Origin of the sequence: Marinicella sediminis, from assembly GCF_002000055.1 — a bacterium.
Taxonomy (GTDB): domain Bacteria; phylum Pseudomonadota; class Gammaproteobacteria; order Xanthomonadales; family Marinicellaceae; genus Marinicella; species Marinicella sediminis.
Map to the genome: position 1 here is coordinate 188,761 of NZ_MVBD01000004.1, position 24,189 is coordinate 212,949.

The 24,189-nt window shown below is 47.3% G+C and carries 28 protein-coding genes; 13 read left to right on the forward strand and 15 right to left on the reverse strand.

From position 1 onward, the window contains the following. Positions 1 to 36 precede the first annotated feature (36 nt). Positions 37 to 252: a hypothetical protein gene (locus B0475_RS17790; RefSeq protein WP_077411138.1), complete on the reverse strand. Its 216-nt coding sequence runs from the start codon at positions 250 to 252 to the stop codon at positions 37 to 39. Positions 253 to 337: 85 nt separating this feature from the next. Between B0475_RS17790 and B0475_RS07240 the strand changes: the two genes are divergently transcribed. The 3 genes from B0475_RS07240 to B0475_RS07250 are packed head-to-tail and all read left to right on the forward strand — an operon-like array spanning position 338 to position 2,552. Then, positions 338 to 1,018, forward strand: coding sequence for an EAL domain-containing protein (locus B0475_RS07240; RefSeq protein WP_157892768.1), 681 nt, complete (start codon positions 338 to 340; stop codon positions 1,016 to 1,018). Positions 1,019 to 1,031: 13 nt separating this feature from the next. After that, on the forward strand, positions 1,032 to 1,874 hold the full coding sequence (locus B0475_RS07245) for a DUF6502 family protein (protein ID WP_077411140.1): 843 nt from the start codon (positions 1,032 to 1,034) through the stop codon (positions 1,872 to 1,874). Positions 1,875 to 1,895: 21 nt separating this feature from the next. Beyond that, the gene (locus B0475_RS07250; protein WP_077411141.1) at positions 1,896 to 2,552 is read left to right on the forward strand and encodes a hypothetical protein; all 657 of its coding nucleotides are present in this window, start codon (positions 1,896 to 1,898) and stop codon (positions 2,550 to 2,552) included. Between the two features lie 252 nt (positions 2,553 to 2,804). Here the strand turns inward: B0475_RS07250 and mazG are convergent, their stop codons facing one another. Genes mazG through djlA form a run of 6 tightly spaced genes read right to left on the reverse strand, consistent with a single transcriptional unit; the run spans position 2,805 to position 7,594 of the window. Continuing rightward, positions 2,805 to 3,575 (reverse strand): nucleoside triphosphate pyrophosphohydrolase, encoded by a 771-nt coding sequence (gene mazG, locus B0475_RS07255; protein ID WP_077411142.1) that lies wholly within the window; start codon positions 3,573 to 3,575, stop codon positions 2,805 to 2,807. A 5-nt stretch (positions 3,576 to 3,580) separates the two neighbouring features. Continuing rightward, a complete protein-coding gene (locus tag B0475_RS07260; protein ID WP_077411143.1) occupies positions 3,581 to 4,939 on the reverse strand; it encodes an ATP-binding protein in 1,359 nt (452 codons plus the stop codon). 3 nt (positions 4,940 to 4,942) lie between these two features. Continuing rightward, positions 4,943 to 5,620, reverse strand: a complete 678-nt coding sequence (locus tag B0475_RS07265; RefSeq protein ID WP_077411144.1) for a response regulator transcription factor — start codon at positions 5,618 to 5,620, stop codon at positions 4,943 to 4,945. Between the two features lie 3 nt (positions 5,621 to 5,623). Beyond that, complete coding sequence (locus tag B0475_RS07270) at positions 5,624 to 6,013, reverse strand: hypothetical protein (protein ID WP_077411145.1); 390 nt, start codon at positions 6,011 to 6,013, stop codon at positions 5,624 to 5,626. Positions 6,014 to 6,049: 36 nt separating this feature from the next. Further along, complete coding sequence (gene rpe / locus B0475_RS07275; protein WP_077411146.1) at positions 6,050 to 6,733, reverse strand: ribulose-phosphate 3-epimerase; 684 nt, start codon at positions 6,731 to 6,733, stop codon at positions 6,050 to 6,052. Positions 6,734 to 6,793: 60 nt separating this feature from the next. Then, positions 6,794 to 7,594 (reverse strand): co-chaperone DjlA, encoded by an 801-nt coding sequence (gene djlA / locus B0475_RS07280; protein ID WP_077411147.1) that lies wholly within the window; start codon positions 7,592 to 7,594, stop codon positions 6,794 to 6,796. A 63-nt stretch (positions 7,595 to 7,657) separates the two neighbouring features. Here djlA and B0475_RS07285 point away from each other — a divergent pair, with 63 nt between their 5' ends. The 3 genes from B0475_RS07285 to B0475_RS07295 all read left to right on the forward strand — a co-directional run bounded on the left by B0475_RS07285 (position 7,658) and on the right by B0475_RS07295 (position 9,819). Further along, the gene (locus tag B0475_RS07285) at positions 7,658 to 8,521 is read left to right on the forward strand and encodes a phosphoribosylaminoimidazolesuccinocarboxamide synthase (RefSeq protein ID WP_077411148.1); all 864 of its coding nucleotides are present in this window, start codon (positions 7,658 to 7,660) and stop codon (positions 8,519 to 8,521) included. Positions 8,522 to 8,525: 4 nt separating this feature from the next. Beyond that, a complete protein-coding gene (locus tag B0475_RS07290; protein WP_269799120.1) occupies positions 8,526 to 8,954 on the forward strand; it encodes an Mpo1 family 2-hydroxy fatty acid dioxygenase in 429 nt (142 codons plus the stop codon). A gap of 139 nt (positions 8,955 to 9,093) precedes the next feature. Continuing rightward, complete coding sequence (locus B0475_RS07295) at positions 9,094 to 9,819, forward strand: hypothetical protein (RefSeq protein ID WP_157892770.1); 726 nt, start codon at positions 9,094 to 9,096, stop codon at positions 9,817 to 9,819. Positions 9,820 to 9,828: 9 nt separating this feature from the next. Here B0475_RS07295 and B0475_RS07300 read toward each other — a convergent pair whose 3' ends face one another. The 5 genes from B0475_RS07300 to B0475_RS07320 are packed head-to-tail and all read right to left on the reverse strand — an operon-like array spanning position 9,829 to position 14,012. After that, the gene (locus B0475_RS07300) at positions 9,829 to 10,722 is read right to left on the reverse strand and encodes a lysophospholipid acyltransferase family protein (protein WP_157892771.1); all 894 of its coding nucleotides are present in this window, start codon (positions 10,720 to 10,722) and stop codon (positions 9,829 to 9,831) included. Next, positions 10,697 to 11,449, reverse strand: a complete 753-nt coding sequence (locus tag B0475_RS07305) for a glycosyltransferase family 2 protein (protein WP_077411152.1) — start codon at positions 11,447 to 11,449, stop codon at positions 10,697 to 10,699. The genes B0475_RS07300 and B0475_RS07305 overlap by 26 nt, the downstream gene beginning before the upstream one ends. Beyond that, the gene (locus B0475_RS07310) at positions 11,442 to 12,653 is read right to left on the reverse strand and encodes an O-antigen ligase family protein (protein WP_157892772.1); all 1,212 of its coding nucleotides are present in this window, start codon (positions 12,651 to 12,653) and stop codon (positions 11,442 to 11,444) included. Before B0475_RS07310 ends, B0475_RS07305 begins: the two co-directional genes overlap by 8 nt. Further along, positions 12,646 to 13,776 (reverse strand): glycosyltransferase, encoded by a 1,131-nt coding sequence (locus tag B0475_RS07315; protein ID WP_077411154.1) that lies wholly within the window; start codon positions 13,774 to 13,776, stop codon positions 12,646 to 12,648. The genes B0475_RS07310 and B0475_RS07315 overlap by 8 nt, the downstream gene beginning before the upstream one ends. Before the next feature lie 50 nt (positions 13,777 to 13,826). Beyond that, positions 13,827 to 14,012 carry a zinc-finger domain-containing protein gene (locus tag B0475_RS07320; protein WP_077411155.1) on the reverse strand — a complete coding sequence of 62 codons (186 nt, stop codon included), beginning with the start codon at positions 14,010 to 14,012 and terminating at the stop codon, positions 13,827 to 13,829. Positions 14,013 to 14,166: 154 nt separating this feature from the next. Here B0475_RS07320 and B0475_RS07325 point away from each other — a divergent pair, with 154 nt between their 5' ends. Next, positions 14,167 to 15,108: an ELM1/GtrOC1 family putative glycosyltransferase gene (locus tag B0475_RS07325; RefSeq protein ID WP_157892773.1), complete on the forward strand. Its 942-nt coding sequence runs from the start codon at positions 14,167 to 14,169 to the stop codon at positions 15,106 to 15,108. Positions 15,109 to 15,159: 51 nt separating this feature from the next. Here B0475_RS07325 and B0475_RS07330 read toward each other — a convergent pair whose 3' ends face one another. Next, positions 15,160 to 17,052: a hypothetical protein gene (locus B0475_RS07330; RefSeq protein ID WP_077411157.1), complete on the reverse strand. Its 1,893-nt coding sequence runs from the start codon at positions 17,050 to 17,052 to the stop codon at positions 15,160 to 15,162. Positions 17,053 to 17,271: 219 nt separating this feature from the next. Here B0475_RS07330 and B0475_RS07335 point away from each other — a divergent pair, with 219 nt between their 5' ends. After that, on the forward strand, positions 17,272 to 17,727 hold the full coding sequence (locus B0475_RS07335) for a hypothetical protein (protein ID WP_077411158.1): 456 nt from the start codon (positions 17,272 to 17,274) through the stop codon (positions 17,725 to 17,727). A gap of 12 nt (positions 17,728 to 17,739) precedes the next feature. After that, the gene (locus tag B0475_RS07340) at positions 17,740 to 19,050 is read left to right on the forward strand and encodes a PQQ-dependent sugar dehydrogenase (protein WP_157892774.1); all 1,311 of its coding nucleotides are present in this window, start codon (positions 17,740 to 17,742) and stop codon (positions 19,048 to 19,050) included. A 69-nt stretch (positions 19,051 to 19,119) separates the two neighbouring features. Here the strand turns inward: B0475_RS07340 and ychF are convergent, their stop codons facing one another. Then, a complete protein-coding gene (gene ychF / locus B0475_RS07345) occupies positions 19,120 to 20,211 on the reverse strand; it encodes a redox-regulated ATPase YchF (RefSeq protein WP_077411159.1) in 1,092 nt (363 codons plus the stop codon). 215 nt (positions 20,212 to 20,426) lie between these two features. Between ychF and B0475_RS07350 the strand changes: the two genes are divergently transcribed. Then, a complete protein-coding gene (locus tag B0475_RS07350; protein WP_077411293.1) occupies positions 20,427 to 20,666 on the forward strand; it encodes an EF-hand domain-containing protein in 240 nt (79 codons plus the stop codon). Between the two features lie 2 nt (positions 20,667 to 20,668). On the opposite strand, the gene B0475_RS07355 is transcribed toward B0475_RS07350, so the two are convergent. Further along, positions 20,669 to 21,352 carry a YggS family pyridoxal phosphate-dependent enzyme gene (locus tag B0475_RS07355; RefSeq protein ID WP_077411160.1) on the reverse strand — a complete coding sequence of 228 codons (684 nt, stop codon included), beginning with the start codon at positions 21,350 to 21,352 and terminating at the stop codon, positions 20,669 to 20,671. Positions 21,353 to 21,730: 378 nt separating this feature from the next. Here B0475_RS07355 and rpsU point away from each other — a divergent pair, with 378 nt between their 5' ends. From rpsU to dnaG, 3 genes are read left to right on the forward strand one after another with little or no spacing between them, the layout of a single operon-like run. Continuing rightward, positions 21,731 to 21,943 (forward strand): 30S ribosomal protein S21, encoded by a 213-nt coding sequence (gene rpsU, locus B0475_RS07365; protein ID WP_077411162.1) that lies wholly within the window; start codon positions 21,731 to 21,733, stop codon positions 21,941 to 21,943. A gap of 56 nt (positions 21,944 to 21,999) precedes the next feature. Next, positions 22,000 to 22,443: a GatB/YqeY domain-containing protein gene (locus tag B0475_RS07370; RefSeq protein ID WP_077411163.1), complete on the forward strand. Its 444-nt coding sequence runs from the start codon at positions 22,000 to 22,002 to the stop codon at positions 22,441 to 22,443. 46 nt (positions 22,444 to 22,489) lie between these two features. Beyond that, positions 22,490 to 24,184, forward strand: a complete 1,695-nt coding sequence (gene dnaG, locus B0475_RS07375) for a DNA primase (protein ID WP_157892775.1) — start codon at positions 22,490 to 22,492, stop codon at positions 24,182 to 24,184. The last annotated feature ends 5 nt before the right edge of the window (positions 24,185 to 24,189 follow it).

A 24,189-nucleotide genomic window follows, 5' to 3' on the forward strand; every position in this document is an offset into this window, starting at 1 on the left:
ATTGCACTTATTCATGACTACAGACAGCATGACCCATTACCCGATGTGTTCCGACATGATTGAAGAACATACTGCCGATCGAAAGGCCATAGTGACTTCTTTAACAATCATCATACACCAGTAAAAACCAGCCGGATAGCCAGGGATCAAACCACCTGTTTCAGCTAATTTGACAGCTTGAAATCCAGCCCATAAACGCATGGATATTTCGGCCAAAGGGAATCCAAACCCAAGTTGTTCTTCCTTGTGCAAAATTATTTCAGATTATTTTCATATTTCTGTTTACATGGGCCAATTAATCAGCCTATAATAAACCTGTTCATTATTGACCATGTTTATGAATTTAGCAGCTTTCAAAACGACCATCGACCAAAAACTGAGTTTTCAGTTTCAGGAGATCGTGAATGCTGATAAACAAACACAGAACTGGATTGAAATGCTGTACCGCCCAGTTCATATGATGGGGCACCCCGATGTTGAACATTACTTCAAAGCCCTGAACACCCAACAAAAAGTAGACCTGGACATCAAAATATTTCAGGAAATTGAGCACGTCTTACAAACCCAAAATCCCCATAAACTCAGTGTTAACCTGATGCCCATCAGCCTCTTGAGCCCGCAATTCAGGTCTCAGTTTTGGCATTTACTTGAAAATGACATCATTGACGCTTCACGGATTTGTATCGAAATTGTAGAAACCCACTCCATGCCCCCTTTGTGCTCTGGCGCCATTGATTTGCTGCAAAAATTCAGATCCCTGGGCGGCTGGATTGCACTGGATGATTTTGGCTCTGGCTTTGCCCACTGGGAATTGTTACAGATGGGGCTGATTGACGTCATTAAAGTTGCCAATCAAAATTTGCAACACCAGGGTGTGAATCAGTTTACCTATGGGCTATCCCGCTTTGCAGAATCGATGAACATCCAATCAGTTCTGGAAGGCGTGGAAACATTTGCCGACTTTCAATGCGGCAGAGCCCAGGGTTTTCAAAACTTCCAGGGATGGCTGTTCAGGTAAATGAGGAATCCATATGAGCAATGAAGTAACAAAATCTACCAGCTTGTCATTTGATGTTTACTGGCTGGGCTTTATCAAGACCTGTCTGCGACCACTGATACGCATATTGATTAAACAAAAAGTGGAATTCAATTCATTTCAAAATCTGGTGCGTGGTTTATTTGTTGAAGAGGCCGAGAAATACATTCTTGAAACCAGTGAGAACAGCCGCGGGAAAATTTCTTCCATTGCTTATCAAACAGGTCTGGACCGACGGGAAGTATCCCGCATTTTAAAAGGCCAGGCGAGTGAAATTGAATGGGTTGAACAAAATCGTTCCAGAGAGTCAAACATATTGGATCACTGGTATTCACACCCACCTTTTTGTACCACCAAAGGAAAACCTGTTCCGCTGAAAAGAAGTGGCAAGGGCCTGTCATTTGAAACATTGACCCAAAAGTTTGGTAAAAACATCAGTCATGGACCCATACTGGAAGCATTGCTGGAATCTAACTGTGTTGAAATCATGGATGGTAAAGTGCATTTAATCAATCGATCATTCACTCCACAAAGTGCAGCCAACCCCACCAAAATTGAAGTGGCAGCCAATTCCATCAAACGACTGACCACCACCATAGCGCATAATTTTGAACATCAAGAAGATGCCAACTTTCAACGCAATCTGTTTTCCATCAAGATCCCCAATGAAAACAAAGCACAGTTCAGGGCTGAGATTACCGAAATGATGCGACATCACTATCACAATACATTCATTCCTGAATTTGAAGCCATCGAACGGAATTATGAGTCAATCACAGTTCCCAAAAACACCACCCGCATTGGCTTTGGCTTTTTCTATTTTGACGAACAACTATAAAAACATATTTGGAGCACACGCATGAATTTTGCAGAAACTGAAGGCACCGGCATCACTCAACGGGCAGAAACGGAAGGTACTGGCATCAGCAGATCATTGACACGACTGATGACAATGGGCTTCATGCTGATGCTGATGGCGCCCATGGCGATGGCAGGTGAGCTTCGCTTATTCAGTCATGACCAGGAATATGTCAAAGGTATTTACAGTGAAGGCACTCAGGCGGTTTTTGTTGAAGGCTTGATTGTTGGTAATCAACTTCAACTGATTGCTCAGAGCTCACTGATTGATTCAACGGAAGCCTCTGATGAAGGTACCGGCGGCAAAGAAGCTTCTGATGAAGGCACTGGAGGCAAGCTGGCTTCTGATGAAGGAACCGGCGGTAGTCCGGCATCTGATGAGGGTACTGGCGGACGTCCGGCATCCGACGAAGGCACTGGCGGTAGCCCGGCATCTGACGAAGGTACCGGTGGACGTCCGGCATCTGACGAAGGTACCGGTGGTTACACATTGTTTGACCAGGGCGACAACCAAACAACGCAACTGATTCTGAACCTCGATTGTTCCAGCAATCTGGCTTCAGGCACAGTAAATGATGGACAGCAATCCATCGACATTAACACTGTACAAGTCTACCTCAATGGACAAGTGCTGAACTGTGGACAAACACCACAATGAAGCGGTACAACTGAATGTCAAGTTGGCTGATGTTTTTACGACACACACTACACACACTTACTAAAAACGTCGGCCACCTGACTATTGGCTTTAATGAATACGTCACAGGTCATGAACTTGTGACGGTTCAGTGAAGAGGGAGTAAATAATAACGAAACAGAGCGACGATATTTTACGTAAGCTCATTATAAGAACATCACTTTGTGTTGGTAACTTACCTTACACACACACGCACACACTTTAGGTGAGTGACTAACCGTCGTGATTTTTTAGTTCGCCTTTGGCCTGATTCCATAGTTCGTCCAGAACTTTCAGGTCAAAGGTTTTTTTTTGCGGTTCTGTTTGTTTGGCTCTTTGTTCCACCCATCTGAATCTTTTTTCAAACTTCTTATTGGCTTTTCGTAACGCCGCCGAGGGATCGACATTCAGGTGTCTGGCCAGGTTAGCACAGACGAACAAAAGATCTCCCAATTCCTCTTCGATGTGACCTTCATCTCCTAATTCAATGGCTTCCTGTAATTCATTGGTTTCTTCATTTAACTTCTCAAAAACCGGATTGATGTCAGGCCAGTCAAATCCGGTCACTGCCGCATAACGGGTTAACTTAACCGCTTTAAGCAATTCAGGCAGGTTCCCTGCAATACCATCCAGTACACTGTCCTTGTCTTTGCTTTTTGCAGCTTCCCAGGCCTGGGTTTGTTGCTCGGCTGTCAGCTTCTTCGCATTCGGGCTGAATACATGAGGATGCCGGTTTATCATTTTGTCTGCAACAGCCTCTGCCACATCTGCAAAGTTAAAATGTCCGCCCTCATCAGCCAGCTGAGCATGAAAAACCACCTGGAACAGCAAATCGCCCAATTCTGAACGCAAGTCATGCATGTCATTGTTATCGATGGCATCCGCGACCTCATAGGCCTCTTCTATGGTGTATGGTGCAATGGTTGAAAAGGTTTGCTTGATATCCCAGGGACAACCGGTTTCAGGATCACGCAGCTGACGCATGACATCCAATAATTTTTTCATGTTAATTAAGGCGGTAAAATGATTTTAAAACACGCACCCTGCAATGTAGGGTGTTGACTGATCTCGAGTTGACCCTGATAAGATTCTACGATGTCTGTCACAATTGACAGGCCGATGCCATGTCCTTTGACTTGTTCATCCCCCCTGACACCCCGTTTAAGCAGGTCATCACGCTTATCGGCTGGAATACCAGGTCCATCATCACCTATTTCTATGGTGATTCCGGTCCTTTTTCTGCCTTCCATGTAAAGGGTCTTGATCAACACATCAATGTGTTGATCACACCATTTAAATGCATTTTCCAACAGGTTACCCAACACTTCAAACAAATCCCCTTGTTCACCATAGAATTCGGCTCCTGGAGCTATTTGTGTGGTGACCTGAATGTGGCGCTGATGATGTACTTTTTCCAGGGATTTGAGAATCTTATCCAACACATCAATGACAGGCACTCCGGTGACAAAGGTCCGATGACCTGCCACAGCTGCTCTTTTCAGTTGATAAGCCACAATTTCATTCATGTTCATTACTTGTTGTTGAATGATCTCACGATCCACTGGTGAATTATCCAATTCGGCATGAATCACCGCCAGGGGCGTTTTCAGAGAATGGGCCAAATCTCCCAGTGTTCTGCGTTGTCTGGATAAATTACTGCGTTCATTTTCAATCAACCGATTGAGACTGGTGGTCAAGCCGCGAAGCTCTGAGGGGTAGTTCTCCGAAAAGATCAACTCATCGCCTTTTTCTAATCTCAGTAAATCAGCCATCAATCTTTTCAGTGGCTTGGTTGACCAATACATGATGACCCATTGAATACTGACCAAAACGGCACTGATGGCAATCAACCAGGTCAGCAAGGTTTCTTCAAACTCAGCCAGTTCTCTGTAAAAGTTACCGGCGTGTTCAGTGATGGTGATGGTCAGTCTGGTTGAGCCATTGTCGCCCACAAATTCAAAACCTTGCCGCATGCGAAACAAACGTTCTCCCTGAAATTCCAGGGGAGCATCGAACAAGCGTTCATTGAGGGCAACAGGAATGACTTCAGGCAGATCCTGGCCCAGTACCGAAGGTGAGTTCCATTGTTGCTCTGCAGTGGTGATTTGGGCGTACATGCCTGAACCGGGCTGGTTCATTCGCGGGGTTGGGTAATTATCAGGAAATACCAGTTCACCCTGCTCAATACTGGTGTTTGACACAATGGCAATGACATAACTTTCCAGCCGCTCTTTGACCAAATGCAGGGTTTTTTCCTTAAAGGCCTGATCCATGACCAGCCCTATGACCGCCAATGCGACCAATAAAGCCACACTTGACGTTATCATGACCCGCTTAGTCAGTGAGACTTTTTGGGTCACGGTGGTCATCAATCAGTCTTTTGACTTCATGCGGTATCCTCTGCCCCGCAATGTTTCGATGTATTTGGTGTCAGGATCTATGGTGGCCAGTTTCTTTCTCAGACGACCGACAAAAACTTCAATGACGTTACTGTCCCGATCGTAGTCCTGATGATAGATGTGTTCAGTCAGGGTGGTTTTAGAGATCACTTCATTCTGATGATGCAACAGGTATTCGAGCACTTTGTATTCATAGGATGTCAGATCAAGATCATGACCATCTAACCTGACTTCCTGGGTGCTCATGTTCATACTCAGGGCCCCACAGGCAATTTCTGGCGTGGTGTTACCGCTGGCCCGCCTGACCAATGCATTGACCCTGGCAAGCAATTCAGGAAAATGAAATGGCTTAACCAGGTAGTCATCGGCGCCGGCATCCAAACCCATGACTTTATCCTGCCAGGACCCCCTGGCGGTCAAAACAATGATCGGAAATTCCACACCATCCTGACGCAGGGTCTGGATGACTTCCATACCAGATATTCGTGGCAAACCCAAATCGATGACAGCCACATCTGCCGGGTACTCACGCCCCTTATACAGACCATCTTCTCCATTATCGGCTGCATCAACCACATAACCTGTTTCTTCAAACCTTTTAATCAGGGTGTTTCTGAGGTTCTCATCGTCCTCGATTAACAATACGCGCATGTTTTATTTATCTTTTTTTGATTTGGATTGTTTGTTTCTGCCGGCACTGCTGCTATTCGTCCGGTCAACCTGACGTGAAGCTGTACGTTGACTGCTGCGTTGATTGATTCGTCGCTCATGGGAAGAACGCGATTGACGCATGCGTTCACTGGCACTGTTGTTTTGTTGTGAATCAGGCAATAACCGCGCAGTCCTTTGACGATCATTTTTGCTGTTCTGCAGGGCATCCCGGGTGATGGTCCTGACTTTACCGGATGGTGTCAAAACTTTGATTTCATGACGTCCATTGATTGTTTTGGCAGTGAGTACCTGACCATCAGCTTTGGCCTGATTCACCGCATCATTGAGACTGACCTCGCCCTTGGCCAGTGCAGTGGTGGTCATTCCAAACATTACAATCAGGATTAAAAGTGTTCTCATTACACCATTTTAGACCATTTCGCTGAATTCCTGCTGAATCATTTGCCGCATTTCTGTGATGGTATGCTGATAATCATCGGTATTGAAGATCGCTGAGCCTGCCACGAATGTATCGGCACCGGCCCTGGCAATTTCTGCGATGTTGCTGACTTTAACTCCGCCATCCACTTCCAACCTGATATCACGACCTGATTGATCAATCAATTGTCGGACTTGTTTGATTTTCTCCAGGGTCTGAGGTATGAACTTTTGCCCCCCAAATCCTGGATTAACACTCATCAGCAATACCACATCAAGTTTATCCATCACATGTTCAAGCCAATGCACTGGAGTCGCCGGATTCAGCACCAGTCCAGCCTGACATCCTGACTCTTTGATCAGTGCAAGCGAACGGTCAACGTGTTCAGTAGCTTCCGGGTGAAAAGTGATGATACTGGCCCCGGCTTTGACGAAATCACCTATGATCCGATCCACCGGCTTGACCATCAGATGGACGTCAATGGGGGCAGTGATTCCATGATTCCTCAAAGCTTCCAGAACCAACGGACCAATCGTCAGATTGGGCACGTAGTGGTTATCCATCACATCAAAGTGTACCCAGTCGGCACCAGCCTTTAGAACATTGAGGGTTTCCTCACCCAGGCGGGCGAAATCAGCAGACAGAATGGATGGTGCAATGATGAACTGAGACATGGGTGAATGGGGGTTATCTAAAGCAGTAAAGTTTGTCATTGAGTGTTCAGGATGTCAACATCACCAGCCTTTTAATTCCTTCACCCGCTCCCAGGCTAGCTGAACTTGTTTGGCTTTTTCTTCCGCCACTTTCATCATTTCAGGTGGCAACCCTTTGGAAACCAGCTTATCTGGGTGATGTTGACTCATGAGTCGTTTGTAAGCCCGTCTGATGGTCGTCTTATTGTCTTCCTGGGAGACCCCCAACACCTGAAAAGGGTTATAAGGAGCCTGTTGGTTCCTGGAGTGGCGTTGTTGTTGGTTTTGTTTGTTATTTGGGTTGTGTTGATATCCGCCGGTGGTTCTGGCACTGCGCATTTTCAACATGGCCTGTAACAAGGGCAATGGATAACCAATCTGCTGACAAACTTCCGCCAGTAAATCATATTCAGGCTGAGAAATCTGACCATCGGCTTCTGCCACATCAATCAACATTTCCAAAAATATCTGCTTCAGTGACAATGAACGCCGGGCGGCCTTACCGAACTGGCTCAACGCCTGCTCAATGCGGTACCCTGACTGTTTGCCTTTATTGAAGAGATTAATCGCCTGCTGTCGCATTTCTGCGGTCAGTTGCATGTGCTGCATGATGCCTTCGGTGCGTTCAATTTCAACCGGTGAAACCCGGCCATCCACTTTGGCCAGTTTACCCATGCTCAGGAACAAGGCATTGAAAAAACGCTGTTGAGTGATGCGCTTGTTTTCACCCGGGCTGTTACCAGTGATTCGCTGTTCAATGGAATGACCCAACCAGGCGCAAACCAACATGCCAAGCCAACCACCCAGTTTAAATCCAATGATGCTTCCTATAATTATGCCCATACTAATGATTGCTTCGCTTCCTGACCATCGTTAAAATACCCGTTTTCTATATGCGGGCACCTCATGCAGATTCAATTACCAAAAATTCATCAAGGCAAAGTCAGGGATGTCTACGAGGTCGATGAAAAACACTTGCTGATGGTTGCCAGCGACCGGCTCAGCGCATTCGATGTGGTGTTACCTGACAGCATTCCTGAAAAAGGCGCATTGCTGACGCAGATTTCAAATTTCTGGTTTGATATGATGGCGCCCATTATAAAGAATCACCTCACTGAAATTCCAGTGACACAAGTCATTCCTGATGCAGACCTGGATCTGCAAAGGCGTGCAGTGGTGGTCAAGAAACTCAAAGCACTGCCTTGCGAGGCCATCGTTCGCGGCTACATCATTGGCTCTGGCTGGAAAGATTACCAGGCCACCGGTTCAGTTTGCGGCATTGCCTTGCCGCCCAACCTGAAACAAGCCGATCAACTGGAAAAACCAATCTTCACTCCTTCGTCAAAGGCAGCGGTTGGTGATCATGATGAAAACATTTCATTCAGCCAGCTGGTCGACCTCATTGGCCTCGAACGGGCTGATCAATTGCAAGCAGTTTCCATTGAGATCTACGAAAAAGCCAGCCGGCATGCCCGGGAAAATGGTATCATCATTGCTGACACCAAGTTTGAGTTTGGTCTGGATGAAGATGACCAACTGGTGCTGATGGACGAGGTATTAACCCCCGATTCTTCCAGATTTTGGAATGCGTCCACTTATCAGACAGGCACCAGTCCGGAAAGTTATGACAAACAATTCATCCGCGACTACCTGGAAACACTGGACTGGAATAAACAACCACCGGGACCCAAGGTGCCGGCTGAGTTGATCGCCAAAACTGCGGAGAAATACCATGAAGCCTACAAACGCATCACCGGACAGACATTCTGACAGCATGAAGCAGTTGATGACTGAGTACCACAAATCTCACCTCAACCGCACCAATCAGCTCATCCACTATGTCTGCGTACCTTTGATTTTCTGGTCTATTTCGGCTGCCTTGTGGACCCTGAAACTCCCACTGGTCATCAATGCTGCAATCGTCATGACCAGTTTACTGATGTTGTATTACTTACTCAAAAGCATCAAAGTGTTTGCCACCATGTTGCTGTTTACCCTTGCCTGCCTGGCCATCAATTACGGGTTGGAATCAATGGGTTTACCCTTGCTTTGGATAGCTGTTGTGGTGTTTGTTTTGGCCTGGATTGGACAATTCATCGGCCACCACATCGAAGGCAAAAAACCATCTTTTTTCCAGGATTTGCAATTTTTGCTGATCGGACCTGCCTGGGTGGTATTTAAATTTTTTAACATCCGTTTGTAAGCGGCGACACCCACTGGTGTTTTGGGCTGGTTCGGCAGCCAACAAATGATGTTGAATCATGACCTGCTAACATCGTCTTTACTTTGCCTTAACAAGCCACTTATATAATGGGCTATCTCAGACTTTGACCGACACTTCATTGGAGCATAATCCTGCCAATACCCTCTGGCAACACCAGCCATTCCTGACTCACTGGTTAAAACATGCGGTGATACCTGTTGTCATCCTGGTGTCACTGCTTGCCTTACCTAAGCCGTGGATCGCATACCAGGAGCCACTGCTTCCTGTTTTGGAACTGACAATCACTCCACAAACCAGCAATCCGGTTCAGGACACAGAACAGCCAAAACCTAAACCTGTTGAGCCATCAATCACCCCCAAAACTGCAAGCAAACCACCTCCAACTCAATCAGTTGCACCAGCCAATCGTCAAAAGCCTCAGCCTCAGTCGCAGATCACCTCAGCATCACTGCCATCTAATCCCTCAGCTGAACGGGCCGAAGCCAAACAACCTGAAGCTGCTGAACCAAACACCCACAACAAACTCACCAGTGGCGACATCCTGCTGATGGCCAGCAAACGTACATCAGTGGCCATATCAGCTGATTTTCAGGCCCGCAGCGGCCCTGCTAAAAATTTTTACATCCCTCAACAAGAAATTGAAAACTGGCTGAATGACATCCCTTTCCTTGATGAATCCGTTGACCAACCCACCATCCAAATGCGTTTTTACCCAGATGGCATTGAAGGGCACATTGAAAAGTTTTTTGATAAAATCACCATCAGTAAAACCTTCACCACCAAATACGGCACCAAGATTCACTGTGCATTGATCGGAGTCATCGCCGCCTGTAGTTGGAAATAATCAGACCATTCAATAGGGACTATGCTGGCCCTTGGGTTGATTTTTGAATCTGCGGTGCACCCACAGGTATTGATCTGGGTAACGGTTGATTTGTTGTTCAAATAATTGGTTGATTGCCTGTGCCGCAACTTGCTCATCCATCTGGCCCAGCTCGACCCATTCGGGCAACACCTCAATGTGCCATTGACCAACACTTGTTCTAAAACAAAACCAGGGAATCACCGGCACGCCCCTGGATGCCAGTTTATGGGTACCTGTGGTGGTGGCCGCAGGGACTCCAAAAAAGTCACTGAAACGCACCTGGTAGGAAAAATTCTGGTCTGGGGCATAATACACTGGATGACCGGATTGAACTGAGGCCAACAGACTGCGGATGTTCTTTTTATCGATCAGTTTATCCACAAAAGCCAACCTGGCCTGTTCCAGATGAGCTTCCAGTAATTTGTTATTGTGTTGCCGGGCCAGCATATGTCCTACCGGCAAAGCCTGGTTGTGCAACACAGCGTTTAACCCACGGATCCCCCACTCAATGGAGGTGGTGTGACAACTGAGCAGCAAGCAGCCCCTGCCTTTGTTCAAAGTCGCTTCCAGTTGCTCCAAACCACTGATTGTGAAGCTTTTCTCCACCGCTTTATGATCTGCCCACAAGGCAGAAACCATTTCCATCACCCCAAGACCCGTGCTTTGCAGGTTGCGCTTCAACAACTGTTTCCTTTCAGTGGCACTTAGTTGTGGAAAACACAGTTTGATATTAATCCTGGCAATGCGTTTACGGCTGTTGGGCAGAACAAAAAACAACCAACCAATCAGTTTTCCGAGGCGCCACCTGAAAGCCGTCGACCGCTTGGCCAGAAAGCGCGCCAAGGCCACCTGTAAATCAGTCTTTCTTCTGCTGTAGCTCATACAACCTGGCATATTTCAGATAAGCATAATAGCTGTTTAAGGTGGCATTGATCACCCCGGCCACACCATTAAAAACTTGTCTTTTGATGATGTATTGACGAAAAAAATAGAACACCGGATAGAGAAACAGTCGAAACGGACTGCAGCGTTTTCCCCGATCAAATTTTTGCTGAGCTGCCAATGCAGAATAGCGATTGATTTTCTCCAGTTTCACCTGAATAGAAGTTTCACCGTAATGTTTGAATGGGGCATATAGTTTGCGCACCACTCCATCAACCTGAATGGATTCATGCACCAAATCCCGGCTCATGTGGGCTTTTGTTCGGTTAAACAAGCGAATGAACTCATTTCGCTTCACCCACGGATGTGCCCAGTGCCAGAAAACCCATTCAATCCGTGGCAAATTATAGCCATCGGCTTTTGGTTCCCGGGTTTTCCATCGTTGCATTTTTTTAACTGAAGCAGGAGTCAGGCATTCATCAGCATCCAATAACATCACCCAATCATGCGTTGCCAGGTTGATGGCATCTTGTTTTTGCTCAGAAAAACCTTTGAAGGATTGTTGGTGGAATTTAACCTTGGGATGCTGTTTTACCAATGCCACGGTATCATCTTCGCTGAACGAATCCAGTACCACGATTTCTTCAGCCCATTGTAAACTTTCCAGACATTTAACAATGGTTTTCGCCGAATTAAAACACGTCACCACCGCACTGACTTTATTCATTTTTTAAACCGCCGCACAGCATCATCAACATCCACCACAAACAAATTGACCAAAAAGAAGAAAACAAAGAGTACAGTGACACCACCGGCAGTAATGCCGCCATCAAAGCCACCCCAAATGGCCAGATCAAGGGGTCCCGGAACCGCTGCCGGCAGGCATTGAACAATAACCACACCATCCAGGCCATAACCAACAACCCTATGGTACCTGTTTCAGCCATGATTTCAAGCACCCAATGATGGGCATGCAAGGCTTTGCCGTGCTGAGCCACCCACACGTCATCTGCGCTCGCATGACGTTCATAGGCTTGTCTGAAAGCCCGCGGTCCAACACCGTTGAGTGGATGTTCAAGGTACATATTCACAGCTGTTTGCCAGATGGGAAGGCGATCTGCAAGGGCAAAATCAATGGCCTGCCGCTCGCCGGTCATGAGTTGCATTGAGCGTTCAATGCGTTGTTGAAAATCAGCGGAAAACTGCCACAATAACACGCCACCAATAACCAGCAACAACAAAGACTTACCCAATAGCAGCAAGCGCCTGCCCCTGACATGATGCCACCAGAATATCAACATCACAAATGCCGCCATCAACCAGGCTGAGCGGGTACCACTGAGCACCACAATGATGAGTAACCAAATAATCACCAGCCATCTCAACCAGGCATTCCTGGGTTTTACCCATACCAAAACCAGAGGCAAAAACAAGGCCAGTACCGGCCCCAGTTTGACATTGTGACCAAACAACCCGCTCAAACGACCCGGATAAGATGTCAGGCCCAATAGATTACGCCCCCAGATGGCCTGTACTGCGGCATCCACACACCAACACAACATCAATACAGCCATCACCTTCAGGATTTGGCGGCATAAATCGACACAACGGGGGTGAGATAACAACACCAAACCTGCCAAATAAAACCGCACCTGTCCCAGGGTGATCAGCCAGCTTTTTTCGGGCCACAGTGAATCCAGCGATGCCACCGTGGTCATCAACATCATACCGGCAAACACCTGGGTGAATAAGCGGATGTGCCGGGGTTTGAAAATGTCACTGCCCTGTCTGACCAATATCACCAGCCCCCAACCGGCGAGGACCAACAGCGGCAACTCAGCCAATCTGCCAAACGGCAGCAAGGCAATAATGGACACATAAAGCGTGACCAAACAACGCTCCTGCCATTGGTTTGCTGTGGCTCTATTCACACCTTTGTTCCAGTAACTGATGGTACAGACTGACGGTTTCTGTGAACATGCGTTGATTGGAAAATGGACTGTGTGACTTGACCTCAGAAGGCTGATCAAGCAATTGATTGATGCTGTCGGTCAGGGCACTGATGTTACCGGCCGGCACCAATCCTTCAGGGAACAACTGAGCCATCACTTCCTGCACCCCGCCCATGGCAAAGCCAACCACCGGCACACCCATGCTGAGGGCTTCAAGTACGGTGCGACCAAAGCTTTCCGGCTTGTTATTCACCGAAACCACCAGATCAACGCATTGATAAAGACTGGGCATATCACGTTCCACCCCCAGCCAACACACCCGCTCAGTTAACTGCAATTGTTCCAATCGCCTGATCATTTCACCGGCATAACCAGAATCTTCAGGTTCAGCAGTCAGCAACAGAACCACATCAGCTGGCGCTTGCTGCAACCACGGCAACAGGTTTTCCAGTCCTTTCAACCTGGTTAACCGGCCTGGAAGGAGAACTTTCCTGCAGGATTGAATGTGCGGATGCTTGCGCTGCCATTGCCGTAACCATTCTGCAGGGATTTTATGGTTTGGGTTAAAGGCCTCGCTGATGCCCCGATAGATGACCACCGGATCTGCTTTGAGGTGGCGCTGATAGTTTTCCTGTAAATAACTGCGGGCTGTTTCGGACACTGCGATGACCTGATCACTGGAAGCCATGATGGCCGAATACCGGTTGACAGAGTGCAGACCATGTAAGGTGGTTATGAACAAGGGTTTATGAGTCATTTTCCTGATCGCCAGATGACACATCCATGCCGGCACCCTGGAACGGGCATGTACCACATCGGGCTTTAACTGTTCCAGGATTTGACGCAGCTTCGCTGATTTGAAGAACATCATTACAGATTTGCTGGCAACATCCATTTGAATGTGTTCGATCCCAGCCAGGTTCAATTGCTCAACCATTTGACCACCAGCGGAAATGACCACCGGACGATGTCCGTTTTGCAATAAATGGTTGGCAAATTCAATCGTGCCTCGTTCGACCCCACCCACATGTAAGCGAGGCACCACCTGAACCACAGTGAGTCCGGCAACGGGAGGCTTGCTATCAGGGTTGGCAGGATTCATGCAACATGACCAGCGAAGACACCATGGTCATTCATCTGGCAGGTTGTGGTTTATGGTGTATCTAAAATGAATTTGGCACCACAGTATTCACAAACCGCTTCACCGGTTTTCTCTATGGGCAAATAAACCTTGGGGTGTGAGTTCCAGATGGCCATCTCTTTGGTTGGGCATGAGATGGGCAGGTCACTTTGTTTCACATGATACACTTTTTGTGTGTTGGCCGCTTTTTCATTCATGTTAAATCCTGTATGCTTAGTTCAATAAAATAGACTGACAGATCGTTCGAACCCATCTCCGGTATGGTGCAATCGCCAGCACACTGTGACCAGGCCTATGCAGACCATCATCAGGTCTCTATAATGGGGGAGATATTATAAACCGTGAAACCTGTTGAATAAAGTAAATCTATGCTGGGTCTTGTCTGATGGCAGAACGGGCCATGAAATTCAAAGCATGACCCTGGCTCAAGCAGTCAGTCACCAGGTGGTTTGCCATGCTTTCAAGCTCAACCAACCGTGGCTGGCCCTGACACCACGGGTATTGCCATTCTTCGAGCATGGCATTCAGTGGTCCCAACGGCCACCTGACACCAAGAGCACTCTACCTGAGCTGATCATCACCACCGGCAGAAGGGCTGCGGCTGTGGGAAAATGGATGAGTCGTCTGTTGCGCTCCAGGGGCCACCATTGCCAACACATCCAAATACTTAACCCCAAAGACAAGTCGGATCAGTATGACTTACTGCTGGTTCCTGAGCACGATGAATACAGTGGCGACAATGTCATCTCTTTCAGAGGCAGTATACACCCTTACACACAAAGCTGGCATCAGAAAGAATCAGCTGCTGACGATCAATTCAATCGGTACCTGGCCATCTTGTTGGGTGATCCGGGTGTGACATACTGGCATACTGGATTTGCCAGCGAGATTCAACACATCAGGCACGCCTACCCCAATGCCCCCATGTTCTTTTGTGCCTCCCCCAGACTGCCCGCTGAATACGTTGACTCAATCAAGCGACAAATGCAGAACAGTGATGCCGCCTGGTTCAGTCCGGCTGATGGTACAAACCCTTACACTGATTTACTTCGTTCCGCAAAAAAACTGTTTGTCACAACAGACAGCATCAACATGATGAATGAATGCCTGGCGTGTGCACAACCCAAGAGCTTATTAGCCGTTGGACACAGCCACTCAAAACGTCATCAAAGGTTCATCAGCCATGTTCAGCCCTTTTTCAATTCCCTGACTGATTGCTTATTTATCCCATCACCACCCGATTCCATTGATCAGGTACTCAATCACCCAGCCTTTAAACGCATATTCAACTGAAAAAAAAAGCAGCCAAATTGACTGCTTTTTTCATGCATTGCTCAATGTCAGTTACGGCACATTACAGAAAATCAGTATGTCACTGACATCAGCACCATTGATCGTGCCTTGAAAATCAAGCGTTCTCACACCCTGACCATCATCAAACTCACAATCTCCACCGAGGGTTTCCAGGTGATACTCAAAGCCGTCCAACAATGGGTCCTGATCAAAAGTGAAGCCCTCCGGGCCACCCTGCGCATTGCCATTAACAGGCAGATTTCTTAAGAACACCGGACTGGCTCCGGAATTATCATACAGGCGTACAAATATCGCATCCTGAGGGTTCAAATCATTGACCATACCACTGATCAGATAAGTCGATGGCAGTAATTCAACGGTCAGTGTTTGGCCGTAGAGGAACGTATCACAACCATCACCCACTTGCGTGTCATTGCAACCATTGCCCTGCAGTCCGCCGTTATCCATGGCTTGCAGCTCAAATGTGGCCAGGCCTGAGGCACCTGGGTTGGTCAGGATAAGTAAATCATCCAACAGCATATTGGGTGAAATATTGACAATGAATTGCTGGTCAAGGATCTGATTTGGATCACTGACGTTCAAAAATGAATAAAACATTGACTGATCATCTTCACCAGGTCCGGCCGTTGGATTCTGTAACCAATCTGAGTATTCCCAGTTGGCTCTGCCTGAATTGATTTGTGAAGCACAGCTCACGGCCTGTTCACCTTGTCTTGGCGTTGGGTTAAGGACAATGTGATCACAGGTCACTGAAAATGAGGGTGCATCATTGACCGGAGTAATGTCAACATCAGTTGACAATGGATTTGAGAATTCACCAAACTGGTCTTCGATGATGATATTGATTTGCTCAGTGTTACCTTGAGTGGTGAAAGCATCTGGTGCTGGTAACACATCAAAAGTCACTTCATAATTATCAAATTGATTTTCAAAGACCACGATGTTGCTGATCTGTACTTTGTTATTGGCGGCAGAAATCGCCTGTTGCAGATAAGGCACATCAACCCTTGCACCGGTCTGATCATCAATGATGAAGGTCAGGCTAAGTGGTTGGGTTTCATCTTCTGTAAAACTAACCGATGGCTGATTCAGCCAATTGATGCTTGGCGCTGAATTTTCAACAACTTGTGCCGTGTGATTCACCACATAGGTATCAATGATGTCATCGGACTCATCGATCACAAATGCCACAGCCATCAGCTGTACATTTTCACCAAAATCCGAACGGGAATCCACTGTTCTGGTCACATCAATCTGCGCGCTGGTACCTTGCGCCAGATTCATATTGGACACCACATTAGGCACATTGTCCTCATCACAAATGACCGTTGAACCATTGTGATTCACACACTCCCAGATACTGGGGGCTTCAAAAAATGCCGCATTTTGCAGCGAAATTTCAGAAGCATACTCAATCAGCTCTACTTTGACAGGGAAATCATATTTGTTTTCATAATGGATTGAATAATCAACATCCTGACCGCGAACTATTTGGCTGGGCAGGTTGGTGTAGGATAAATCAAAACTGGTGAAATCATCACGCCAGATCACATCACCGTAGCTGATTTTTGATTCTGTCACACAAGCGCTTTTGGGGTTATTGATTTCCACACTGAGTAACTGCGAAAGGATGCCATATCTGACATTACTCAACAAAGGGACCTGTTTACCGCCGTTGTTGGGATTCACCACATTGGCAATGATTTCATTGGTTGGCAACGAAGACAGGGTGGTATGACACAAGATCGGCTCCTCTATCTTGAGCTCAAAAGTGTCACCTATGGTATCCAGGTTGACGTCATCTGAGAGCCCTACAGGGTCCGAATTATTCATGGATAGACTGACGGCAAACACCGGTGGCGTCAGCATTAACAAACCACTGAATAAAAGTGCTTTGCCTGCATTATGGTAAATTTGATTCATTTCTGTTGTACCTAAGCTGATATTGAGTTACGTTTTTTTTGGGTTTTGGGGCTTTTGATGGAATTTTACTTGTTTTTTAATTAGTCGTGTTAAAACTTTGTTATGAGGGGTAATAATTAAATAAAAAATGCTTTTTTTTGTGACAAGAACACCAATTTTGGCTCATTTTTCAGGCAAGATTGTTGTATATTTGTCAGCTTTACTAATTTCGGAAAAACAATGATGAAAAAGCTGTCTGTATTGATGATGTTGTTACTGGTATTTATGGTTCAGGCCAAGTCACCAAACATGAAAGACATGACTGATGAAGAAAAAGAAGTCACTGGTATCAACAAGCTTTCGGCCTCTGAGTTGGAAGCCCTGCAACAATGGTTCGACAATCAACAAACCACCATTGACCGGGAAATCAGACAGCGCAACGCAGGGTTTGAAGCCAGGCGGGCTGAAGGTGATCGCAAAACCATCAGAGCCCGGCTTGAAAAAATGTATGAGGACAAATTAGGCAACACTTTTTATGAATTAGACAACGGACAGATTTGGAAGCGGCAGTCTACAGGGTCGATCTTTTTACAATCTGACGGACCGCAGGTGATTACCATTGAACCTGCCATGTTTGGCTCATGGCAACTGAAGGGGGACGGAAACCGGAGTGTTAAAGTAAAACGCATCAAATAAACAGGTAACCCTATGAAGGCTGTCTCAAAAATTCTGACAACAACCGTGCTGCTGATTGGCAGCTTTACGCATCATCCGGCAATGGCCGGGAACCCCTTACCACCCCTTGAAGTGGTTTATGAAACCACCCAATCAGGATTTTCTGCCGCCGTCGCAGTTCGCCATGCTGGTGATGGATCCGGCCGGCTGTTTGTGGTGGAACAAAACGGCTTCATCAGAATCATCAAGGATGGCAGCACACTGCCTACCCCGTTTCTCAACATCAGCAGCCTGGTCAGTGGCGGTAATGAACAGGGGCTTTTGGGCCTGGCCTTTCATCCAAATTACAGCCTCAATGGACTGTTCTATGTTTACTATACGAACACCAGTGGTGATTCGATTGTGGCCAGGTACAACGTCAGTTCTGATCCAGATGTGGCTGATCAAAACAGCGCGTCAAAAATCATCAGCGTCGATCAGGATTTCAGCAACCACAATGGTGGAGACATCCACTTTGGCCCCGCTGATGGCTTTTTATACATCGGACTGGGTGATGGCGGCAGTGGCGACGATCCATGCAACCGGGGCCAGACCATTGACCCTGACGACATCGCCAGTACCAACCCATCCAGCTGCGCAGTCGATCAGGCATTCCTCAATCAGGGAGGTAACCCGGACTCCCGTGCTTTGCTCGGCGCCATGCTCAGGATTGACATAGACAACCCTGGGGTTAATGTTTCAGATGCTTGCGGAGAAGGTGCCAATTACGGCATCCCGGCCAGCAACCCATTCAGCGATGCAAACAATGATTGTGGTGAAATTTGGGCCTGGGGTTTACGCAACCCTTACCGCTGGAGTTTTGACCGGGACACTGGAGACTTGCTGTCCGGTGATGTTGGTCAGGGCGCCCGTGAGGAAGTCAATTACCAACCGGGCAATTCCACCGGTGGAGAAAATTATGGCTGGGTGTGCCGTGAAGGGTTCATTGCCACACCAGGAGCCGGCACCACCAATCACGATTGCCCCATCGGCACCGCAGTGGTTGATCCGGTGATTGATTACATCAGTTCGGGGCGATGTTCTGTCATCGGCGGGTATGTTTACCGAGGCCCTGACGCCAGTTGGCAGGGCACCTATCTGTATGGTGACTTTTGTACCGGTGAAATTTTCTGGAGCGTGGACGCCGGTGGCGGCAACTGGAGTGGCTTTGAAGTACTGGATGACTTGCCCACCAACATCACTGGATTTGGTGAAGATGAAGCCGGCAATGTCTACTATACCAGCTTCAGCTCTGTGGTTAAGATCAGCGACGACGTCATCTTGATCACTTCATTTGACGATTAATGATAAACCATTAAACAGCTTAGCGATACCGCGGCATTCTCTGTTGAAAGCAGGTTGGCCGCGGTGTTTTCAGACGTTGAACCTGAAATGCAAAACGTCACCTTCTTTCACGATGTACTCCTTGCCTTCCAGGCGCAGTTTACCGGCTTCTTTACAACCTGACTCACCCTGATGGGCAATGAAATCATCGAATGCCATGGTTTCGGCACGAATGAAGCCTTTCTCAAAATCAGTGTGAATGACCCCTGCGGCCTGAGGCGCTGAAGCACCCTTGACCACTGTCCAGGCACGCACTTCTTTTTCTCCGGCGGTGAAGTAAGTTTGCAGGCCCAATAATTCATAACCGGCCCTGATAACCCGGTTCAAACCGGCTTCGCTCAGGCCCATTTCTGACAAAAAATCGGCTTTATCAGCCTCATCCAATAAGGCAATTTCAGCTTCAATGGCAGCACACACAGGCACCACAAGAGCTCCTTCTTGTTCGGCAAACCCTGTCAATTGATCCAACAGCGGGTTGTTTTCAAAGCCTTGTTCATCGACATTGGCAATGTACATCATGGGTTTGGCTGTGATGAAATTAAATTCTTTGATGACCTGCCAGTCTTCTTTTTCCAATTCCAGGGTACGCAGGGCATTGCCATCTGACAGATGGTCCACCACTTGCTGCAAAATGGCTGCCCTTTTGACGGCCTCTTTATCACCTGAACGGGTCTTTTTCTGTGTTCTGAGTAAAGACTTTTCTGCTGACTCCAGATCAGCCAGCGCCAGTTCGGTGTTGATTGTTTCAATGTCTGACAACGGGTTGATCTGGCCGTCAACGTGAATCACGTCTTCATTTTCAAAACACCTGGCCACATGGGCAATGGCATCCGTCTCCCTGATGTGAGACAAAAACTGGTTGCCAAGCCCCTCACCTTTAGATGCCCCTGCCACCAACCCTGCAATGTCAACAAACTCCATGGTGGTGGGAATTGTTTTTTGGGGTTGTACGATGGCGGCCAACTCCTGCAACCGCGGATCAGGCACTTCCACAATACCCACATTGGGATCGATGGTACAAAAAGGGTAGTTCTCGGCAGCAATTTCTGCTTTGGTGAGTGCATTGAATAAGGTTGATTTACCGACATTTGGTAAGCCGACAATACCACATTTAAAGCCCATGATGAGTTCTCGTAAAAAAGTGGCGGGATTTTACCACAAGCCTGAAAAAATGTTTATTTGAATAAACGAAAGCCCTATAATAGCGCCTTATAGCGCATGGCACCAGATATCTGACAATCGATCATCAGGTGCTGACCTTCAACAAATACTGATCGCCCGACCATAACTTAGATTGACCAATGGGTAGCAGGTTTGCGAATAAACACAGGATCACCATGACACAACTGAGCCAAGAAGAGATTGCAGAAATCAAAGATCATTTTGACTTTTTTGATAAGGACAACAGCGGACTGATCGACCTCGATGAGTTTTGCCAATTATTGAAAGTACTGGCCCCCGAAGCCAGCGAAGACAACGCCAAACGAGGTTTTGAAACCATTGATGTCGATCACAATGAGCAGATTGATTTTGATGAATTTCTGGACTGGTGGAAAATGAACTGGACGGTATTCTGAACTCAATCCCGCCGACCCATTAAGTCGGTACCAATCCTGACCATGGTCGACCCTTCCATAATGGCAGCCTCCAGGTCACCACTCATGCCCATAGATAAAGTATCCATATCGGGATATTTTTGACGCATTGAATCAAACAATTGATGCGCCTGGTTAAAATAGGCCCGTTGTGTGGCCAACTGGTCACTGGGTGGTGGAATGCACATCAACCCCCGCAGTTTGATCCGTGACATGCCCTTCGCTGCGTCGGCCATGGATAACACATCGGCAACCTGTGCACCTGACTTACTGTCTTCATCACCGACTTTTAATTGCAGCAACACATTCAAAGGCGGTAAGTCTGCCGGCCGCTGATCATTCAACCGGCGCAGTATTTTCATTCGGTCGACAGATTGCACCCAATCAAAATGAGCCGCCAACTGTTTGGTTTTATTGGATTGCACCGGACCAATGAAGTGCCAGACAATTTCTGCTGAGCCAAACTGAGCCATTTTAGCCAATGCTTCCTGCACATAACTTTCGCCGAAATGCCTTTGCCCCAGCCCGTACAAGGACTGCAAACGCTCAACCGGTTGTTTTTTGCTGACCGCCAGCAACCGCGGGGTGGTTGCCGCAGCGGCCTGCTGTACGGCCTGTTCAATTCGGGCAATTACGGTCTGCAACGACCCACTCAAGTCAGTCTTCATTTGCGGCGCTGTTATTATCAAAGTATAGTGGGGCCATTTTATCTTAATGACCACAGGACTTCATCGACTATTTGCAACCACTGAAAGCGAGTGAATCCAGCCTGTAAACAGAGCTTGTCAGCAGGGCAGAACAAGAGAAGCTGGTTTTTAACAACACATAAAGCCTATGAGCAAGGGTCAGGCCATTCATTCACGCTTTCAGCGGTTTTACCGAAGACCCACACATCAACGGTGTACAACAGCCCAAAAAAAGTTCATTTTATCTTTGCAATTACTGGTAAAACCATTAAAATACGCGGTCTTTTTCAGGGCAGCTTATTGGCTGTCTAAAAACACAAAACAACGCCATGTGGCGTACATATTGGAGAGCACATACTGATGCCAAGTGTAAAAGTCAGAGACAACGAACCGTTTGATTTCGCATTGCGACGTTTCAAACGCGCCTGCGAAAAAGCGGGTATCTTAGCCGAATCACGTAAACGTCAATACTACGAGAAACCAACCCAGGAAAGAAAGCGCAAGAAAGCTGCTGCGGTTAAGCGCCTGCAAAGACGCGTCGCCAAGGAAGGTATTCCAAGAAGAATGTATTGATACATTTCTTTCTGTCGACCTGACATATTCAAAACACATTCAGCAAGGATCTTATCATGACGCTCAAAGCTCAGATATTGAATGACATCAAAACTGCGATGAAGGCCAAAGACAAAGAAACCCTTGGCACCACTCGCATGCTGACGGCCGCCATTAAACAAGTGGAAGTCGATGAACGCCGTGAATTGGATGATGCCGATATACTGGCAGTGGTCAGTAAAATGATCAAGCAACGCAAAGACGCGGCTGATCAATACGCCCAGGCTGATCGTCAGGACCTGCAGGAAAAAGAACTGACTGAAATCACTGTGCTCGAGCAATACCTGCCCGAGCAATTGTCTGCTGATGAAGTCAATGCAGTGATCGCCGCTGTGATTGCTGAAACCGGTGCAGCGGGCATGAAAGACATGGGTCAGGTGATGGCCGGTGTCAAAACCAAAGTGGCCGGACAGGCTGACATGGGTCAAGTCAGCCAATTGGTTAAGGCCGCTTTATCTTAACCTGCCCCTGTTGTAAACTTGTACAGTTTGAGTCTTCCGGCTGACTGTGGCATCCATTCCCAATGATTTCATTGACAATTTGCTGGATCGCATCGACATTGTTGATGTGGTTGGCGCCCGTGTGTCACTGAAAAAAGCCGGCAAAGACTATTCGGGGCTGTGCCCCTTTCATTCTGAAAACACCCCTTCATTCACCGTCAGTCAACAAAAGCAGTTCTACCATTGTTTTGGCTGTGGCAAGAATGGCAGCGCCATTGGCTTTTTGATGGAATTTGAAGGCCTTGATTTTGTGGATGCGGTGAAAGATCTGGCATCACTTGCCGGCGTGGACGTGCCACAGGTGGCCGGCTCAGCACCACAGAAGGCGAGACAAAATCTCTATGCGGTCACCGAAAAAGCCACCCGGGTTTTTCAGCACCAGCTCAAAGCCGCAGAAAACGTCATCGAATACCTCAAAAACCGCGGCATTTCCGGTGACATTTGTCAGCGTTTTCAGTTGGGATATGCGCGCAATGAGTGGGACGGCCTGATGAAACGCTTTCCACAGAATGAACACGAACTGTTGAAAAAAACCGGCCTGACCACCGCCAATGACCGGGGGCGGATTTACGACAAATTCAGAAACCGCCTGATGTTTCCCATCCACGATAAACGCGGGCGGGTCATCGCCTTTGGCGGACGGGCCATTGAGGCCGATCAAAAACCCAAATACCTGAATTCTCCGGAAACTGACCTGTTCCATAAAAGCCACGAACTGTACGGCCTCCACCTGGCCCGCAAACACAGTCAGGATGACCACATTCTGGTGGTGGAAGGATACATGGATGTGATCGCCTTACATCAACACGGTATCGCCAATGCGGTGGCCACCCTGGGAACCGCCACATCCAGCCACCACATCGCTCAGTTGTTTAAAATATGGGACCGTATTGTGTTTTGTTTTGATGGTGACAATGCCGGACGCCAGGCTGCAGAAAAAGCCCTGATGACCGCACTACCACTGTATCTGGATCACACCATCATTGAATTTCTGTTCCTGCCCAGTGGTGAGGATCCGGATACATATGTCATGAACCAGGGAGCTGAATCGTTCAAAAACCTGGTCACTCAGGCCACACCATTGTCTGAATTCTTACTGCAAGTGATCAGCAAAGGCATCAACACCCGCAGTTTGGATGGCAAAGCTCAGTTATACGACAAAGCCAGACCCGTGATTGACCAACTGCCCAAAGGCACCTTTAAAAGCATGATGGAACAACGCATTGCCGAACAATCGGGCGTGCCATTGAGGGGCAAAAAACCGCCGGCGGTCAGTCCACAGAAACAACAATTTCTGAATGACAACCCCAATCGAAAAATGATCAGCCTGCTGTTGAATAACCCGGCACTGTGCGAAAAAATACCAGATGACCTCAACTTACACATTTTATCGTTTAAAGGTGTTGAAATAATTGATAGAATCGTTGAAATTCACCGCGCTAACCCCCACATCAAATCAGCGGCAATGTTGGAACACTTCAGACACACTGATTACAATCAGTTTTTGGGATTTTTGATGAACATGTATGACCATCTGAATGCCGAACAGCAAAACCTGGAATTTGAAGACCTGATGAATTTCCTCAACAAGCAAATCAATCAGGTTAAAATAGCCCGTTTGCGGGAAAAACAGCTACAGGAAGGTCTCAGTAGCGAAGAAAAACAAGCACTGGTGCAATTGCTGCACCAAAGAAATGAATAGAACTT

Bases quoted from the DNA above. Each gene is read 5' to 3' on its own strand.
- B0475_RS07240 (WP_157892768.1), top strand. From the start codon at position 338: ATGAATTTAGCAGCTTTCAAAACGACCATCGACCAAAAACTGAGTTTT.
- B0475_RS07245 (WP_077411140.1), top strand. From the start codon at position 1,032: ATGAGCAATGAAGTAACAAAATCTACCAGCTTGTCATTTGATGTTTAC.
- B0475_RS07250 (WP_077411141.1), top strand. From the start codon at position 1,896: ATGAATTTTGCAGAAACTGAAGGCACCGGCATCACTCAACGGGCAGAA.
- mazG (WP_077411142.1), bottom strand. From the start codon at position 3,575: ATGAAAAAATTATTGGATGTCATGCGTCAGCTGCGTGATCCTGAAACC.
- B0475_RS07260 (WP_077411143.1), bottom strand. From the start codon at position 4,939: ATGACCACCGTGACCCAAAAAGTCTCACTGACTAAGCGGGTCATGATA.
- B0475_RS07265 (WP_077411144.1), bottom strand. From the start codon at position 5,620: ATGCGCGTATTGTTAATCGAGGACGATGAGAACCTCAGAAACACCCTG.
- B0475_RS07270 (WP_077411145.1), bottom strand. From the start codon at position 6,013: ATGTTTGGAATGACCACCACTGCACTGGCCAAGGGCGAGGTCAGTCTC.
- rpe (WP_077411146.1), bottom strand. From the start codon at position 6,733: ATGTCTCAGTTCATCATTGCACCATCCATTCTGTCTGCTGATTTCGCC.
- djlA (WP_077411147.1), bottom strand. From the start codon at position 7,594: ATGGGCATAATTATAGGAAGCATCATTGGATTTAAACTGGGTGGTTGG.
- B0475_RS07285 (WP_077411148.1), top strand. From the start codon at position 7,658: ATGCAGATTCAATTACCAAAAATTCATCAAGGCAAAGTCAGGGATGTC.
- B0475_RS07290 (WP_269799120.1), top strand. From the start codon at position 8,526: ATGAAGCAGTTGATGACTGAGTACCACAAATCTCACCTCAACCGCACC.
- B0475_RS07300 (WP_157892771.1), bottom strand. From the start codon at position 10,722: ATGAGCTACAGCAGAAGAAAGACTGATTTACAGGTGGCCTTGGCGCGC.
- B0475_RS07305 (WP_077411152.1), bottom strand. From the start codon at position 11,449: ATGAATAAAGTCAGTGCGGTGGTGACGTGTTTTAATTCGGCGAAAACC.
- B0475_RS07315 (WP_077411154.1), bottom strand. From the start codon at position 13,776: ATGAATCCTGCCAACCCTGATAGCAAGCCTCCCGTTGCCGGACTCACT.
- B0475_RS07320 (WP_077411155.1), bottom strand. From the start codon at position 14,012: ATGAATGAAAAAGCGGCCAACACACAAAAAGTGTATCATGTGAAACAA.
- B0475_RS07330 (WP_077411157.1), bottom strand. From the start codon at position 17,052: ATGAATCAAATTTACCATAATGCAGGCAAAGCACTTTTATTCAGTGGT.
- B0475_RS07335 (WP_077411158.1), top strand. From the start codon at position 17,272: ATGATGAAAAAGCTGTCTGTATTGATGATGTTGTTACTGGTATTTATG.
- B0475_RS07340 (WP_157892774.1), top strand. From the start codon at position 17,740: ATGAAGGCTGTCTCAAAAATTCTGACAACAACCGTGCTGCTGATTGGC.
- ychF (WP_077411159.1), bottom strand. From the start codon at position 20,211: ATGGGCTTTAAATGTGGTATTGTCGGCTTACCAAATGTCGGTAAATCA.
- B0475_RS07350 (WP_077411293.1), top strand. From the start codon at position 20,427: ATGACACAACTGAGCCAAGAAGAGATTGCAGAAATCAAAGATCATTTT.
- B0475_RS07355 (WP_077411160.1), bottom strand. From the start codon at position 21,352: ATGAAGACTGACTTGAGTGGGTCGTTGCAGACCGTAATTGCCCGAATT.
- rpsU (WP_077411162.1), top strand. From the start codon at position 21,731: ATGCCAAGTGTAAAAGTCAGAGACAACGAACCGTTTGATTTCGCATTG.
- B0475_RS07370 (WP_077411163.1), top strand. From the start codon at position 22,000: ATGACGCTCAAAGCTCAGATATTGAATGACATCAAAACTGCGATGAAG.